This window comes from Pseudomonas sp. PS01297 (genome assembly GCF_029959305.1).
GTDB lineage: Bacteria > Pseudomonadota > Gammaproteobacteria > Pseudomonadales > Pseudomonadaceae > Aquipseudomonas > Aquipseudomonas helleri.
Window position 1 is genome coordinate 110904 of record NZ_JASCPQ010000003.1, and the last position, 15631, is coordinate 126534.

Sequence of the window (15631 nt, forward strand, 5' to 3'; positions counted from 1 at the left end):
GGAGCATTCTACTCGCTGTGCAGGTTTGCATAAATCAACTCAGCGAGCTTTTTACTGATACCGGGTGCTTTGGCAATTTCTTCGATGCTGGCACGAGACAGCTCTTGTAATCCACCAAAATGTTTCAGCAGGTCACGGCGACGGGTTGGCCCCACCCCCGCAATCCCTTCCAGGGTAGAGGTGTTACGGGTTTTACCACGTCGCGCACGGTGCCCGGTAATGGCAAAACGGTGGGCCTCGTCGCGGATCTGCTGGATCAAATGTAGCGCCGGCGAATCACCTTTCAAGGTGAATTCATGGGCTGCATCGTTCAGGTACAGGGTTTCAAAGCCCGCCTTGCGCGTCGTGCCTTTAGCCACGCCGAGCAAAATCAGGTCCGGTACGGCCAGCTCATTGAGCACGTCACGAGCCATCGAAAGCTGCCCCTTGCCCCCGTCGACCAGGAGGATATCGGGCAGCTTGCCCTCGCCTTCCTTAAGCCGACTAAAACGGCGCATCAAGGCCTGATGCATGGCGGCATAGTCATCGCCCGGGGTCACACCTTCGATATTAAAACGCCGGTAGTCGGATTTGATCGGGCCTTCCGGGCCAAACACCACGCAAGAGGCAACGGTGGCTTCACCGCTGGAGTGGCTGATGTCGTAGCATTCCAACCGCTGGGGGATTTCATCGAGCTTCAAGACTTGCGCCAGCGCTTCAAAGCGCGCGGCAACATGCAGGCGGTTGGCCAGGCGTGCGCTCAACGCCTGCTCAGCGTTGGTCACAGCCAATTGCTGCCAGCGCGCACGGGTACCGCGCACACGATAACTGATGGCCATCTCGCGCCCGCGCAGGGCTTCAATCGCTTCGCTGATAGCCGCAAAGCTCTCGTGTTCGACGTTAACGATCAACTCGCTCGGCAAATCGCGCTCGGGGCTGCTGATGTAGTACTGCCCGAGGAACGCGGCCATGACTTCGGCCACCTCCTCCTCGATCCCCACCTGCGGGAAGAAGTTTTTGCTGCCCAGCACGCGACCACCGCGCACATTGATCAAATGCACGCAGGCACCGCCAGGGTTGACGAAAGCCGCGACGATATCCACATCGCCGGTGCCACCTTCCATGCTTTGCTGGTCCTGAACCCGACGTAATAACGAGATTTGATCGCGTATTTCGGCTGCCCGCTCAAAATCGAGAGTGCTGGCGGCCAGCTCCATCTCGTTACCGAGTTCTTCCGTCAACGCACTGCTGCGCCCCTCAAGGAACATCACCGAGTGGCGCACATCCTGGGCATAGACCTCTGGCTCAACCAGACCGACACACGGTCCCTTGCAACGCTTTATCTGGTACTGCAAGCACGGCCGGGTGCGGTTCTTGAAATAGCTGTCTTCGCATTGACGGACCATGAAGGTTTTTTGCAACAGGCTCAAACTTTCACGGATCGCCCCCGCGCTGGGGTAAGGCCCGAAATACTTGCCCTTCTGCTTCTTGGCACCGCGATGAATGCTCAGGCGCGGGTATTGACCATCCGACAGAAACACATACGGATAAGACTTATCGTCGCGCAGCAGAATGTTGTACGGCGGGCGCCATTCCTTGATCAGCGTCTGCTCAAGCAGCAACGCTTCGGTTTCGTTGGCGGTGATCGTGGTTTCGATTTGCGCGATACGGCTAACCAGCGCCGCTGTTTTAGGCGCCAGCCCGGTTTTGCGGAAATAGCTGGCCAGGCGTTTTTTCAGGTTCTTGGCTTTGCCCACATAAAGCAGGCGCGCCTCACTGTCGAACATGCGATACACGCCGGGCCTGCCGCTACACGTCGACAGAAATGCACTGGAATCAAACACGTCAGTCATCGTCAGCCAGCATCAACCATGCCATGACGAACGGCCAGCAAGGCCAGTTCAACATCACTTTTGACCGAGAGTTTTTCATAAATGCGATAGCGGTAGGTGTTGACTGTTTTGGGCGACAGGCAAAGCTTGTCGGAAATGACCTGGACCTTTTGACAGCCGACAATCATCAACGCGATCTGGATCTCGCGTTCAGACAAGGCATCAAAAGGAGAATCACTGGCAGGCTGGAAAGACTTGAGCGCCAGCTGCTGAGCCACTTGCGGGCTGATATAGCGCTGCCCGGCAAACACCAGGCGAATGGCCTGAACCATTTCGGCCAAACCAGCCCCTTTGGTCATATAACCCGCAGCGCCTGCCTGCAACAAACGCGTCGGGAACGGGTCCTCTTCACACACTGTTACCGCGACGACTTTGATGTCCGGATGGCTGCGCATCATTTTGCGCGTCGCTTCCAGGCCACCAATTCCGGGCATTTTGACATCCATCAGGACGACATCCGGTTTCAACTCGCGCGCCTTGGCGAGTGCCTCTTCGCCAGACTCGGCTTGACCGACGACCTGCAGACCATCGATATCCGACAGCATTCGTGTAATGCCCGTACGCACAAGATCGTGATCATCGACCACCAGAACCCGAATCAAGTCGACACCTCGCAAATTGCGTCTAAGTTGGTGCCGCCTACCTTAACAAAAAATAGTTGCGTCGACCTCTCTATCATTCTCGCGTGGCTCAATCCCATTCGTCGAACAATACAAAAACGATTCACTTAGAACGACTTATACATCATTAGGTTCTTGAAGCTTTCTCACTGATTGAGTAACCGACACTTTCGCCAGGGTGGTAGTCAACTGGCGAATGGCATCCTGATCATCTTTATGAAGGCCCCGGTAATTGACCAAAACTTTTTCTTCCAGTTGAGTCAAATTATCGACCAGCGTTGGGGTACGTGTACCGGTCAATACATATAAAAACGTCTACACCCCGCTGCGCTACACGTGACAAATAATCGGCTTTTGGCGCACGATCACCATGTTCATACTTACCTTGGGCATTGGCCTCAACGCCTCCGATCTCACCAAAAACTTTCTGCGAAAGGCCAAGACGTTCTCTTTCTTGCCTCAAACGCGAACCGATTTCACTCATTTGAATACTAGATCCCATTTTAAACACCCATAAGGATGGTATAATTCGCTGGAATTGAACCTTTTTGAACGGTTTTGAACTATGCCCGGAATCCGCACTGCCGCACAAGCCAAGGCCTGGCTTGAACATCAAGGAAAATCTGTTCAAGAGTTCGCTCGAGAACACGGCGTCGACGCAGCAACGACCTATCAAGTGCTCGCGGGCCGAAAAAAAGGGAAGCGTGGAGAGGCCCACAAGGTGGCTGTTCTTCTGGGAATGAAGGACGGCATCATTGCTCCGTCTATCAGCGAATCAACAGGTAGTGAAAAAGACAAACCTGATTGAACGGATCAACTGTTCTAAGGTACAAGCGAGGAACCTGCAATCAGAGTAGCACTATCTGCTCATCCACCTCGCTCTGTCGCAGATACGGTGCCAAAGCCGCAGGTTTAAAGACATGATGCCGATAGCAATTTTTAATTGAATCGCGCTACCGCTCTCGAGTAAGCTCCTGACCATTCAGTGGAGAACACACATGTTGCATAACGTACACACAGCCATTAGCAAGCAGGTCGCTACCCAGTGCCAGGCTGCTGCTGTGTGCACGCATAATGCACACTCGACTGCACGATTTTATTTTGGGTATTGGTTTAGCCACTGGCGCGCCTGATACCCATCCGGCGGCCACTTTCAAGGGGTCGCCTACCAGAGAATTCTCACCCCCGGTCGGCTACCCGACCGGGGGTTTTGTTTTTTTAGCCCCTGCAAAAATGACTTATTTGAGGAATGCACACATGAACTACGCCACTTATTACCGCTTCGACCTTTGCACTGCCTGGCGATTTATCAGCCGCCGTTCGGGACAGCCTGCCGCCTCCGAACGGACCCACATCGGTGGCACGCATGAACTCACAGCCAGTCTGGCCAATTGTCGAACACCCCAGTAGGGCTGAGCGCGCGGGAAAACCCGCCGCCTGCCCAGGAAGCACACATCATGAACGCATCTGTATCTGCTCTGCCAAACACCGCTCACACCGACACCAAAGCTGCCCTGACCCAGCGCCTGCCCAGCGCCTCACAGCTCAAGCAGCAACTGCCACTCAGCACAGAACTCAGCCTGCTGGTGAGTCAGCAGCGCCAAGCCATCCGCGCCATCCTCAATGGCGAAGACTCCCGCCTGTTAGTGGTCGTTGGCCCTTGCTCCCTTCACGATCCGGTCTCGGCACTGGAATACGCCAGCCAACTGGCCGCCCTGTCTCGCGACCTGAGCGATGACCTGTTGTTGGTGATGCGTGCCTACGTCGAAAAACCCCGCACTACCATCGGCTGGAAAGGCCTGGCGTACGACCCGCATCTGGACGGCAGCGACGACATGGCCCACGGCCTGACTCTGTCGCGCGAGCTGATGATTGAAATGCTGCGCATGGGCTTGCCCGTATCTACCGAACTGCTGCAACCCATGGCGGCCGGCTACTTAGATGACGTGCTGGGTTGGGCGGCGATTGGTGCGCGCACCACCGAATCCCAAATCCACCGCGAAATGGCCAGCGGCCTGGACCTGCCTGTAGGCTTCAAAAACGGTACTGACGGCGGCGTAGGCATCGCGTGCGACGCCATGCGTTCATCCGCCCACGGCCACCGCCACTTCGGTGTCGACAGCCAAGGGCATCCGGCCATCATCATGACCTCCGGCAACCCGGACACCCACTTGGTCTTGCGCGGCGGCCACAGCGGCCCGAACTACGACCGCAGCAGCGTGGCCAAGGCCCGCGCCGGTCTAGAAAAAAACGCCATCCCTGCGCGCCTGATGGTTGACTGCAGCCACGCCAACAGCGGCAAAGACCCTCTGCGCCAGCCGCACGTGTTCAAAGACGTATTGGCGCAACGCCTGGAAGGTGATCACTCGCTGATTGGCGTGATGCTCGAAAGCCATCTTTTCGAGGGTTGCCAAGCGCTGGGCAACGACCTGCGCTACGGCGTCTCTGTGACTGACGGCTGCCTGGGATGGGAAGCCACCGAGCAGTTACTGCGCGATGCGGCAAGCCAACTGCAACTGCAACGCCGTGCGCTGCTGGCCGCCAGCTAAAAATCGTCCTGCCTGACTGAATGCGCACCGCTGGGCACTGCCCACGGTTGCGCGAAGTCGATCCCGTCTGACAGGCAAGCCGACAGATGCCGTCTGAAACACTCCCGACTTTAAACGATTACCGCCCTCGCGCACCTGGAATCATCCAGCGCCCGCTCTGCCTGTAGGCCCACAGCCTGGCGCGGCCGACGGTAATACCCTGCAACCCAATCTGCCCGCTTCATGTTGTCGACTAAGGTGTTTTTATGACCTCAAAACACTCTCTGGAGAAACAACATGCACCGCACCCCCAGCACTCGCTACCCCCTTTTATTGGTCCATGGACTGTTCGGCTTTGAACGGATCGGGCCACTGCATTACTTCAACGGCATCAAGGAAGCGCTGCACGATTCAGGCGCCCACGTATTCACGGCCTCCGTGTCCGCCGCCCACAACAACGAAACCCGTGGCGAACAATTGCTCGCGCACATCCATGACCTGCGCCAGCAAACGGGCGCCAAGCGGGTCAATTTGATCGGGCACAGCCAGGGCGCCCTCACCGCACGCTATGCCGCTGCTGTCGACCCTGAATCGGTGGCCTCGGTGACCTCCGTCAGCGGCCCCAATCACGGCTCCGAGCTTGCCGATCGACTGCGCCTGGCCTTCACTCCCGGCCAATTGCCAGAGACTGCGGCGGCAGCCCTGATCACCGCCTTCAGCACCTTCATGTCGATACTCAGCGGCAAACCCAAACTGCCCCAGCATTCACTTGAAGCCCTCAATGCGCTGACCTCAAAGGGTGTTGCCGACTTCAACAAAAAATACCCGCAAGGCCTGCCAGCAACGTGGGGCGGAATGGGGGCAGCGCAGGTCAATGACGTGTTCTATTACTCCTGGAGCGGCATTATCAAAGGCTCGTTACTCTCGGAATCTATGAACCTGTTTGATCCCATGCACAACGCCTGCCGCGTGTTTTCCAGCTTCTTCACCCGTGAAAGCAAAGCCAATGACGGCCTGGTAGGCCGCTTCAGCTCGCACCTGGGCACGGTCATTCAATCGGATTATGAGATGGACCACCTGGACACCATCAATCAAATGGCCGGCATGACTCGCCGCAAGGCCAACCCCGTGGCGCTGTATATCGAGCATGCGCAACGCTTGAAGAACCAAGGCCTTTGAGGCTGAAGTCGGGATCTTTAATCCATGGGAACTTTGCCGAGAAAAAAGCCACTGAATCCGGTAGGCTCACCACTTTCTTGAAAGGAGTAACTCCCCATGGCCAAAGCCACTGCCCGTCACATCCTGGTTTCCAGCGAAGCCAAGTGCAACGAACTGAAAGCACAAATCGAAGGCGGCGCTGATTTCGCCGAAGTTGCAAAGGCCAACTCCTCTTGCCCGTCCAGCCGTCAAGGCGGCGACCTGGGTTCGTTCGGTCCAGGCCAGATGGTTAAAGAATTCGACACCGTGGTCTTCAGCGCGCCAATCAACGTGGTGCAAGGCCCGGTTAAAACCCAGTTCGGTTACCACCTGCTGGAAGTCACCAGCCGCCAGGACTAATCCCCCAGGCTCTGCGTGAAAACGGCCCACCTTTTGGTGGGCCGTTTCGTATCCGCAGTCGCGAAACGCGTGCTAAGTTTCCTCATCGATGAAATCACCGTGTCTCACCTGAGGAATTGATCATGAGCCTGAAAGGTAAAACCGCCTTGGTTACCGGTTCCACCAGCGGTATTGGTCTGGGTATCGCGCAAAGCCTGGCCAAGGCGGGCGCCGACCTGATACTCAATGGTTTTGGCGACGCCAGCAAAGTCATTGCCGAACTGCAGCAGTTTGGCGGCAAGGTGGGGCACCACCCGGCCGATGTCAGCGACCCGGCGCAAATCGCCGACATGATCCACTACGCCGAACGCGAATTCGGCGGCATCGACATACTGGTCAACAACGCGGGCATTCAGCACGTGTCCAGCGTCGAAGAATTCCCGGTTGAGCGGTGGGACTCGATCATCGCGATCAACCTGTCCTCGGTGTTCCACAGTACCCGCCTCACCCTGCCCGGCATGCGCAAGCGCGGCTGGGGCCGCATCGTCAATATCGCCTCGGTTCATGGTTTGGTCGGCTCGGTCGGCAAAGCCGCCTATGTGGCTGCCAAGCACGGGGTCATCGGCCTGACCAAAGTGGTCGGCCTTGAAACCGCCACCAGCAATATCACCTGCAACGCCATCTGCCCCGGCTGGGTACTCACGCCGCTGGTGCAAAAGCAAATCGACCAGCGCATCAGCCAGGGCATCGACCCGTACCAGGCCCAGCATGACCTGCTGGCCGAGAAACAACCGTCTCTGGAGTTCGTCACCCCGCCGCAACTCGGCGAGTTGGTGCTGTTTCTGTGCAGTGAAGCTGGCAGCCAGGTGCGCGGCGCGGCCTGGAACGTCGATGGCGGTTGGTTGGCGCAATAGCAGGCGCGCAATCCTGCTTGTTAGCCATGCAAAAATGCATGCCAAGCCTGCACACATCCGGGTTGTCATCAGCAAATTTGCACTGTTAGCATCGACCATCGTTCGCCCGCGAACACATTCTAAAAATAAAGCACAGCAGGGAGTTAGTGATGACTGCTCAGGTTTCATCCTCGCCGACACAGGATGTCGAGCCGACCCAAAGCACGGTACTGGCCGAGGTCCGCAACCATATTGGCCACCTGACCCTCAACCGCCCCAGCGGCCTCAACGCCCTCGACCTGCCCATGGTCCGCAGCCTGCAACAGCAGCTCGATGCCTGGGCAGGCGATGCCAACATCAAGGCCGTGGTATTGCGCGGCGCTGGCGAAAAAGCCTTTTGTGCGGGCGGCGACATTCGCTCGCTGTACGACAGCTACAAAAGCAAAGACACCCTGCACACCGTGTTCTTCGAAGAGGAATACGCCCTTGACCGCACGCTGCACCACTACCCAAAACCGCTACTCGCGTTGCTCGATGGCTACGTTTTGGGTGGCGGCATGGGCCTGGCACAAGGCTGCGATCTGCGCCTGATCACCGAACGCAGCCGTCTGGCCATGCCGGAAGTGGCCATTGGGTACTTCCCTGACGTCGGCGGCAGTTACTTCCTGACCCGCACCCCTGGCCAGATCGGCACCTACCTGGGCGTCAGCGGCGTGCAAATCCGCGCCAGCGATGCGTTGTATTGCGGGCTGGCCGACTGGTACACCGACAGCAGCAAACTGCCTGAACTGGATCAAAGCCTCAACCACCTCCAGTGGCGCCAATCGCCCCTTGAAGACCTCCAGGCGCTGCTGGCCACCTTTGCCGTGCAAACCTTGCCCGACGCGCCGCTGGCCAACTTGCGGCCCTTGATTGATGAGGTGTTTGCCCACAACAGCGTGCCCGAGATCGTCGCTCACCTGCGCGCCGTGACTGCACCGCAACACCGCGAATGGGCCACCGAAACTGCCAACCTGCTGGAAACCCGTTCTCCGCTGGGCATGGCCGTCACCCTCGAAATGCTCCGCCACGGCCGTCATCTGACCCTTGAGCAATGCTTCGAGCTGGAATTGCACCTGGACCGCCAGTGGTTTGATCGCGGCGACCTGATCGAAGGCGTGCGTGCACTGATTATCGACAAGGACAAGACTCCGCACTGGAACCCGCCGACCTTGAGCGAACTGGACCCCAAGCACGTCGCCAGTTTCTTCACCGACTTCAAAAAGAGGGAGGTGTAAGTCATGCAAGACCTCGAACTGACTGAAGAACAAGTGATGATTCGTGACATGGCGCGTGATTTTGCCCGTGGTGAAATTGCCCCCCACGCACAAGCCTGGGAAAAAGCAGGCTGGATAGACGACGCGCTGGTGTCAAAAATGGGCGAGCTGGGCCTGCTCGGCATGGTCGTCCCCGAGGAATGGGGCGGCACCTATATTGACTACGTCGCCTACGCGCTGGCCGTCGAAGAAATTTCGGCCGGGGATGGTGCGACGGGTGCGCTGATGAGCATCCACAACTCGGTAGGCTGCGGGCCGATTCTCAACTATGGCAGCGAAGCGCAAAAACAAACTTGGCTAGCCGACTTGGCGAGCGGCCAGGCCATCGGCTGTTTCTGCCTGACAGAACCGCAAGCGGGCTCCGAGGCGCACAACTTGCGTACCCGCGCCGAACTGCATGACGGCCAATGGATCATCAACGGGGCCAAGCAATTTGTCAGCAACGGCAAGCGCGCCAAACTGGCCATTGTGTTTGCCGTGACCGACCCGGAGCTGGGCAAAAAAGGCATCTCGGCCTTTCTTGTGCCCACCGAAACACCGGGTTTTATCGTCGATCGTACCGAACACAAAATGGGCATTCGCGCATCAGACACCTGCGCCGTCACCCTCAACAACTGCAGCGTGCCCGAAGCCAATCTGCTGGGCGAACGCGGCAAAGGGCTGGCCATCGCTCTGTCCAACCTGGAAGGCGGACGCATCGGTATTGCCGCCCAGGCGCTGGGCATTGCACGGGCAGCTTTTGAAGCAGCGCTGGGCTACGCCCGTGATCGAGTCCAGTTCGATAAAGCGATTATCGAGCACCAAAGCGTGGCCAATATGCTGGCCGACATGCAAACCCGCCTGAACGCCGCCCGCCTGTTGATCCTGCACGCCGCGCGCCTGCGCAGCGCTGGCAAACCGTGTTTGTCAGAAGCCTCGCAAGCCAAACTGTTCGCGTCGGAAATAGCCGAGTTCGTCTGCTCCAAAGCCATCCAGATTCATGGCGGTTATGGCTACCTGGAAGACTACCCGGTGGAGCGTTATTACCGAGACGCGCGGATCACCCAGATCTACGAAGGCTCGAGCGAGATCCAACGCATGGTGATTGCCCGCGAGCTGAAGAACTACCTGATCTGATGCGTGTTGCCCGCCACCCTCACCCTAGCCCTCTCCCTCCGGGAGAGGGGACTGACTGGGGGAAATTGAAGGTTTTCTGCACTCTGGCGGTACTGCGCTGAATCTGAAAACCCCTCGGTAAAGCTCCTTCTCCCTCCGGGAGAGGGTTGGGGTGAGGGGCTTTTAAGGCCTTAGCTGTTCTTGAACTGCGCTTCGCGCTTGCCGACGAACGCCGCCATGCCCTCTTTCTGGTCATGGGTGGCGAACAGCGAGTGGAAAACCCGCCGCTCAAAACGCACGCCTTCGGTCAGGTTAACTTCAAACGCACGGTTAACGCTTTCCTTGGTCAGCATCAGCACCGGCAGGGATTTTTTGGCAATGGTCGCGGCCACTTTCAGGGCTTCATCCAGCAACTCATCCACCGGGATTACCCGCGCCACCAGGCCCGAACGCTCGGCCTCATTTGCATCCATCAAACGCCCGCTCAGGCACATTTCCATGGCCTTGGCCTTGCCTACCGCGCGGGTCAGGCGCTGGGTGCCGCCCATGCCCGGCAATACGCCGAGGTTGATTTCCGGCTGGCCAAATTTGGCATTGTCACCGGCCAGAATAAAGTCGCACATCATCGCCAACTCACAGCCGCCGCCCAAGGCAAAACCGGCCACCGCCGCAATGATCGGCTTGCGTCGGGTCGATACCCGGTCGCTGTCCGAGAACAGGTCTTCAAGGTAGATCTGCGGGTAGGTCAACTCCGCCATTTCCTTGATATCGGCCCCGGCAGCAAAAGCTTTTTTCGAGCCGGTGATCACGATGCAGCCAATGTTGTTATCCGCTTCCAGGCCGTCCAGAGCGTGATTCACTTCGCTTACCAACTGCGCGTTGAGCGCATTCAACGCCTGCGGCCGGTTCAGCGTGATCAGGCCCACTTGCCCGTGAATGTCCAACAAAATGGTTTCGTAGCTCATCGTTAACGTCCTCAATTCAAAGATTGCGCGAAATGACCATGCGCTGAATATCGCTGGTGCCTTCGTAGATCTGGCACACCCGCACATCGCGATAGATCCGCTCCAGCGGGAAGTCGTTCAAATAGCCATAACCTCCCAAGGTTTGCAACGCCTTGGAACACACCCGCTCGGCCATCTCCGAGGCGAACAGCTTGGCCTGGGACGCTTCGACCAGGGCCGACTGGCCGCTGTCGCGCAGGGCCGCCGCGTACTGGACCATTTGCCGGGCGACGGCGATTTCAGTCGACATATCTGCCAGGCGAAACGCTACCGCCTGATGCCCAACCAACGGCTGGCCGAAGGTCACCCGCTCACGGGCATAATCACGCGCCGCTTCAAAGGCTGCGCGGGCCATGCCGACCGCCTGCGAAGCAATGCCAATGCGCCCGCCTTCAAGGTTGCTCAAGGCGATTTTGTAGCCCTGCCCTTCCTCGCCCAAGCGATTGGCCACCGGCACTTTGAGATCGGTAAAAAGGATTTGGCAGGTGTCCGAGGCATGTTGCCCGAGCTTGTCTTCTACCCGCGCCACGCTGTAGCCGGGTGAGTCGGTGGGCACGATAAACGCGCTGATGCCGCGCTTGCCCGCTGCCGGATCCGTCACCGCAAACACAATCACCACCCCGGCGTTTTGCCCCGAGGTGATGAACTGTTTGCAGCCATTAAGCACGTAATGATCGCCCTCAAGGCGTGCGCGGGTTTTCAGGTCGCTGGCATCAGAACCGGCTTGCGGTTCAGTCAAGGCAAACGCGCCGAGCATGCCACCGCTGGCCAAAGGCATGAGGAACTCACGCTTCTGCTGCTCAGTGCCGTATTTCAGAATCGGCACGCAGCCCACCGAGTTGTGCACGCTCATGATCGTCGAGCAGGCGCCATCACCGGCGGCGATTTCTTCCAGGGCCATCGCGTAGGCTTGATAGCCCGTGTCGCAACCGCCCCACTCTTCGGGCACCAACATGCCGAAAAAGCCCAGCTCGGCCATTTCGTTGACCGCTTCACGGGGGAAGCGATGCTGCTTGTCCCACTCTGCTGCAAAGGGTTTCAAGCGCTCTTGGGCAAACTGCCGGGCCGCTTCGCGAATTTGTATGTGTTCAGATGTAGGCAGCATAAAACTCCTTAATACAGGCATTCCACGGCAATCGCCGTGGCTTCGCCGCCGCCAATGCAGACAGCTGCAATACCGTGCTTCAACTGTTTCTGGCGCAAGGCCGAGAGCAATGTCACAAGAATCCGTGCGCCCGAAGCGCCGATAGGATGCCCCAGCGCGCAAGCCCCGCCGTAGACGTTGACCTTGTCATGGGGGATGTCCAGCTCGCTCATGGTCACTAGAGTCACCACCGCAAACGCTTCATTGATTTCAAACAGGTCGACCTCGGACAGGTCCCAGCCGGTCTTGCTCAACAACCGCTTGATCGCGCCGATCGGCGCAGTCGGGAACAGCCCCGGCTCGTCGGCAAACGCTGCATGCCCATGGATCACCGCCAGCGGCTTGAGGCCACGTTTCTGCGCTTCGGAGCGGCGCATCAGCACCAAAGCCGCCGCACCATCAGAGATCGAACTGGAGTTGGCCGCTGTCACCGTACCGCCCTCACGGAACGCCGGTTTCAACGTCGGGATTTTCGCCAGATTGGCCTTGGGAGGTTGTTCGTCATCGCTGATCAGGCGCTGTTCTTTACCCACCGTGACCTGCACCGGCACGATCTCGGCGCTGAAGCTGCCGTCCTTGATCGCTTGCTGGGCACGGGTCAGCGACGCCACCGCAAAATCATCCTGAGCCTCGCGGCTAAAACCATGGGCCTGTGCGCAATCTTCAGCAAAGGTGCCCATCAAGCGGCCTCGGTCGTAAGCGTCTTCGAGGCCATCGAGGAACATGTGATCGAGCACCCGACCGTGGCCCATGCGATACCCACTGCGTGCCCGGTCCAGCAAATATGGCGCGTTGGACATGCTCTCCATGCCGCCCGCGACAATCACCTCGGCACTGCCCGCCAGCAGTTGATCATGGGCCAGAATGGCTGCCTGCATGCCCGAGCCACACATTTTGTTCAGCGTGGTGCAGCGCGTGCCCTTGTCCAGCCCGGCGCCCAAAGCGGCTTGACGCGCAGGTGCCTGGCCCAACCCGGCAGACAGCACGCAACCAAACAGCACCTCATCCACATTACTCGGCTCAATGCCCGCACGCTCAACCGCCGCACTGATGGCTGCAGCGCCAAGCTGCGGTGAGGTCAAGCCTTTGAAGTCGCCCTGAAACCCGCCCATGGGCGTTCGTACCGCGCTGACAATGACAATCGGATCATTGGCTAAAGTCATTTCTCACCTCTTATTTGGCGGCCATGCGCAAGGCACCGTCGAGACGGATAACCTCGCCATTGAGCATGCTGTTTTCAATGATGTGGCGTACCAGCGATGCGTACTCGGCAGGCTTGCCCAAGCGCGGCGGAAACGGCACACCGGCGGCCAGCGAATCACGGACGTCAGGGGTCATGCCGGCCATCATCGGCGTTTCAAAAATGCCGGGGGCGATGGTCATCACACGGATACCGAAACGGGCCAGCTCGCGTGCGGCAGGCAAGGTCAGGCTGGCGATGGCGCCCTTGGAAGCAGCATAAGCGGCCTGACCAATCTGCCCGTCAAAGGCTGCCACCGACGCGGTGTTGATGATGACTCCGCGTTCGCCGTCAGCATCTGCAGCGGTTTCGGCAATGGCTGCAGTCGCCAGACGCAGCATGTTGAAACTGCCGATCAGGTTGACGTTAATCACCTGACTGAAGCTCTCCAGGGCATGCGGACCGTTTTTACCGAGGATTTTTTCACCGCGCACAATACCGGCGCAGTTGACCAGGCCATTAACCCCCCCAAACGCGGCAACGGTGGCCTCCACGGCAGCCTGAGCGGCCTCCGCCTGGCTGATATCGGCGACCGTGCTCTGCGCGCCTAACGCGCGCGCCTGTGCGGCCACAGCATCGGCATTCAGATCAACCAGCATCACTTTGGCGCCCGCTTTAATCAGCATTTGGGCCGTTGCGGCGCCTAAACCGGACGCACCACCGGTGACGATAAATACCTTGTTTTCAATTTGCATAAGGGTTCCTGACGACTGGATTTCAGGCTGTAACCTTGGCGCTTAGCGCCTGTTCAGCCTTGGCGATTTCTTGGTTGCGCAAAATAAAGCGCTGCAACTTGCCGCTAGGGGTCTTCGGCAATTCGCTGACAAATTCAACTTCACGGGGGTAGGCATGCGCCGCCAGCCGCTGGCGCACGTGCAAGCGCAAGGTTTCGGCCAGTTGCGCATCGCCGAGGTATTGAGGGCTCAGCACCACAAACGCTTTGACCACTTCGGTACGCTCCGGGCAGGGTTTGCCGACGACCGCGGCTTCGACCACAGCCGGGTGTTCGATCAAGGCGCTTTCTACGTCGAACGGGCCGACGCGATAGCCCGAGGTGGTGATCACATCATCGCTGCGCCCTACAAAGCTGATACTGCCGTCCGGGTTCAACTCCACGGTGTCGCCACTCAAGTAGTAATTGCCGACAAACGCTTTGGTAGTGAAACCTTCATAGCCACCAAACCAGCACATCGGCGACTGGCTGCGATCGACGGCCAGAATCCCCGGCTGCCCAACAGGCAGTTCCTGATGGTTGTCATCCAGCACCACAATCCGGTGGCCGGGCGAAGCAAAGCCGGCTGCACCCATATGCACCGGGTGCTCCAGGCCATGGTGATTGCACAGCACCATGCCCACTTCGGTCTGCCCGTAGTGATCGTGAATGGTGACGTTGAGCTCTTCGCCGAACCAGCGAATGACTTCCGGGTTGAGCGGCTCACCGGCGCTGCTGACAGCCCGCAACTGGCCTTTGATCTTGCTTGAAAACGCCTCGCCAGCAGCGATCAGCATGCGGTAGGCGGTCGGAGAGCCCGTGAGGTTGGTAATGCCGTATTTCTTGATGACCCGGCAGGTGCTTTCAACGGTAAACGGCCCGTCGTAAAGCGTGATCGGATGGCCCATGGACAACGGCCCGGTGATCCCGAAGTAAATCCCGTAGGCCCAGCCTGGGTCTGCGAGGTTCCAGAAGGAGTCCTCAGGGCGCAGATCCACCGCATCGCGGGTGTAACTCTGGAATGCGACGACGGCCTTGAGCGGCACCAGCAGCGGCTTGGCCGGGCCGGTGGTGCCCGAGGTAAACATCAACAGAAACGGGTCTTCCCCGCTCAGCAGCACCGGCTCACAGACCGCCGGATAATTGTCCAGCTCGGCCCAGAAACTGAAATCGCCGCGCACCAGTCCCTGGCCTTTAGCGCCAGCCACCGTGACGATGGCCGGGCAGTCGTTGACTTCATCGAGTTTGGGCCGGTTGACCGCGTCGGTGACCACCAGCGCAGCGCCTGAACTGTTAAGACGGTGCTCAATGGCCTTGGGCCCGAAGGCAGTGAACAGAGGTTGATAGATCGCGCCGATGCGCCAAGTGGCAAAGACCACCACCAGCAACTCGACATTACGCGGCAACAAGCCCGCCACCTTGTCGCCTTGCTTCACGCCCTGGGCCAGCAAGAAGTTGGCAAAGCGCGCGGCCTTGTCCTGCAAATCAGTGAAGGTGTACGTGGCGCTACTGCCGTCGCGCCCTTCCCAGAACAGTGCAATACGCCCTGGCAAAGCGTGCCGGTCGCAGCACTCAACGCAGGCATTGAGGGCAGATAAATGGCCGTTCAGTGCACCAGCCACCGTCCGTTGGTAGTCAAAGTCATTCATCGCGGTCAGATAGTCGCGCATCA

Annotated in this window: 14 protein-coding genes and 1 pseudogene; 7 read left to right on the plus strand and 8 right to left on the minus strand. The window is 58.7% G+C overall.

The window, feature by feature from the left end; all coding sequences use genetic code 11:
• Positions 1-8: 8 nt before the first annotated feature.
• From uvrC to QMX84_RS02425, 3 genes and pseudogenes are all read right to left on the minus strand, one after another.
• Entirely contained in the window at positions 9-1832 is a 1824-nt protein-coding gene (gene uvrC, locus QMX84_RS02415; RefSeq protein ID WP_262123082.1) for an excinuclease ABC subunit UvrC, read from the minus strand.
• 2 nt (positions 1833-1834) lie between these two features.
• Complete coding sequence (uvrY, locus tag QMX84_RS02420; protein ID WP_082148726.1) at positions 1835-2473, minus strand: UvrY/SirA/GacA family response regulator transcription factor; 639 nt, start codon at positions 2471-2473, stop codon at positions 1835-1837.
• 135 nt (positions 2474-2608) lie between these two features.
• Positions 2609-2975, minus strand: a pseudogene (locus QMX84_RS02425) (helix-turn-helix transcriptional regulator).
• Between the two features lie 81 nt (positions 2976-3056).
• Between QMX84_RS02425 and QMX84_RS02430 the strand changes: the two are divergent.
• From QMX84_RS02430 to QMX84_RS02460, 7 genes are all read left to right on the plus strand, one after another.
• Entirely contained in the window at positions 3057-3299 is a 243-nt protein-coding gene (locus QMX84_RS02430; RefSeq protein ID WP_048391702.1) for a DNA-binding protein, read from the plus strand.
• A 649-nt stretch (positions 3300-3948) separates the two neighbouring features.
• The gene (locus QMX84_RS02435) at positions 3949-5040 is read left to right on the plus strand and encodes a 3-deoxy-7-phosphoheptulonate synthase (RefSeq protein WP_282363014.1); all 1092 of its coding nucleotides are present in this window, start codon (positions 3949-3951) and stop codon (positions 5038-5040) included.
• A 276-nt stretch (positions 5041-5316) separates the two neighbouring features.
• Positions 5317-6198, plus strand: coding sequence for a triacylglycerol lipase (locus QMX84_RS02440; protein WP_153374629.1), 882 nt, complete (start codon positions 5317-5319; stop codon positions 6196-6198).
• Positions 6199-6294: 96 nt separating this feature from the next.
• On the plus strand, positions 6295-6576 hold the full coding sequence (locus QMX84_RS02445; RefSeq protein ID WP_048370005.1) for a peptidylprolyl isomerase: 282 nt from the start codon (positions 6295-6297) through the stop codon (positions 6574-6576).
• A 122-nt stretch (positions 6577-6698) separates the two neighbouring features.
• Entirely contained in the window at positions 6699-7469 is a 771-nt protein-coding gene (locus QMX84_RS02450; RefSeq protein ID WP_082148725.1) for a 3-hydroxybutyrate dehydrogenase, read from the plus strand.
• A gap of 149 nt (positions 7470-7618) precedes the next feature.
• Positions 7619-8725: an enoyl-CoA hydratase/isomerase family protein gene (locus tag QMX84_RS02455; protein WP_282363015.1), complete on the plus strand. Its 1107-nt coding sequence runs from the start codon at positions 7619-7621 to the stop codon at positions 8723-8725.
• Between the two features lie 3 nt (positions 8726-8728).
• Positions 8729-9880: an acyl-CoA dehydrogenase family protein gene (locus QMX84_RS02460; RefSeq protein ID WP_282363016.1), complete on the plus strand. Its 1152-nt coding sequence runs from the start codon at positions 8729-8731 to the stop codon at positions 9878-9880.
• Between the two features lie 170 nt (positions 9881-10050).
• On the opposite strand, the gene QMX84_RS02465 is transcribed toward QMX84_RS02460, so the two are convergent.
• From QMX84_RS02465 to QMX84_RS02485, 5 genes are read right to left on the minus strand one after another with little or no spacing between them, the layout of a single operon-like run.
• Positions 10051-10824 (minus strand): enoyl-CoA hydratase, encoded by a 774-nt coding sequence (locus QMX84_RS02465; RefSeq protein WP_262123067.1) that lies wholly within the window; start codon positions 10822-10824, stop codon positions 10051-10053.
• Between the two features lie 16 nt (positions 10825-10840).
• Entirely contained in the window at positions 10841-11968 is a 1128-nt protein-coding gene (locus tag QMX84_RS02470; RefSeq protein ID WP_262123065.1) for an acyl-CoA dehydrogenase, read from the minus strand.
• A gap of 8 nt (positions 11969-11976) precedes the next feature.
• Entirely contained in the window at positions 11977-13170 is a 1194-nt protein-coding gene (locus QMX84_RS02475; protein WP_262123063.1) for an acetyl-CoA C-acyltransferase, read from the minus strand.
• Positions 13171-13180: 10 nt separating this feature from the next.
• Positions 13181-13942, minus strand: a complete 762-nt coding sequence (locus tag QMX84_RS02480; RefSeq protein WP_262123061.1) for an SDR family NAD(P)-dependent oxidoreductase — start codon at positions 13940-13942, stop codon at positions 13181-13183.
• A 22-nt stretch (positions 13943-13964) separates the two neighbouring features.
• Positions 13965-15629 (minus strand): AMP-binding protein, encoded by a 1665-nt coding sequence (locus QMX84_RS02485; protein WP_282363017.1) that lies wholly within the window; start codon positions 15627-15629, stop codon positions 13965-13967.
• Positions 15630-15631 lie beyond the last annotated feature (2 nt).

Coding starts and splice junctions, on each gene's coding strand:
- uvrC (WP_262123082.1), bottom strand. CDS start 1,832: ATGACTGACGTGTTTGATTCCAGTGCATTTCTGTCGACGTGTAGCGGC.
- QMX84_RS02455 (WP_282363015.1), top strand. CDS start 7,619: ATGACTGCTCAGGTTTCATCCTCGCCGACACAGGATGTCGAGCCGACC.
- QMX84_RS02465 (WP_262123067.1), bottom strand. CDS start 10,824: ATGAGCTACGAAACCATTTTGTTGGACATTCACGGGCAAGTGGGCCTG.
- QMX84_RS02445 (WP_048370005.1), top strand. CDS start 6,295: ATGGCCAAAGCCACTGCCCGTCACATCCTGGTTTCCAGCGAAGCCAAG.
- QMX84_RS02460 (WP_282363016.1), top strand. CDS start 8,729: ATGCAAGACCTCGAACTGACTGAAGAACAAGTGATGATTCGTGACATG.
- QMX84_RS02470 (WP_262123065.1), bottom strand. CDS start 11,968: ATGCTGCCTACATCTGAACACATACAAATTCGCGAAGCGGCCCGGCAG.
- QMX84_RS02480 (WP_262123061.1), bottom strand. CDS start 13,942: ATGCAAATTGAAAACAAGGTATTTATCGTCACCGGTGGTGCGTCCGGT.
- QMX84_RS02485 (WP_282363017.1), bottom strand. CDS start 15,629: ATGCGCGACTATCTGACCGCGATGAATGACTTTGACTACCAACGGACG.
- QMX84_RS02435 (WP_282363014.1), top strand. CDS start 3,949: ATGAACGCATCTGTATCTGCTCTGCCAAACACCGCTCACACCGACACC.
- QMX84_RS02475 (WP_262123063.1), bottom strand. CDS start 13,170: ATGACTTTAGCCAATGATCCGATTGTCATTGTCAGCGCGGTACGAACG.
- QMX84_RS02450 (WP_082148725.1), top strand. CDS start 6,699: ATGAGCCTGAAAGGTAAAACCGCCTTGGTTACCGGTTCCACCAGCGGT.
- QMX84_RS02430 (WP_048391702.1), top strand. CDS start 3,057: ATGCCCGGAATCCGCACTGCCGCACAAGCCAAGGCCTGGCTTGAACAT.
- QMX84_RS02440 (WP_153374629.1), top strand. CDS start 5,317: ATGCACCGCACCCCCAGCACTCGCTACCCCCTTTTATTGGTCCATGGA.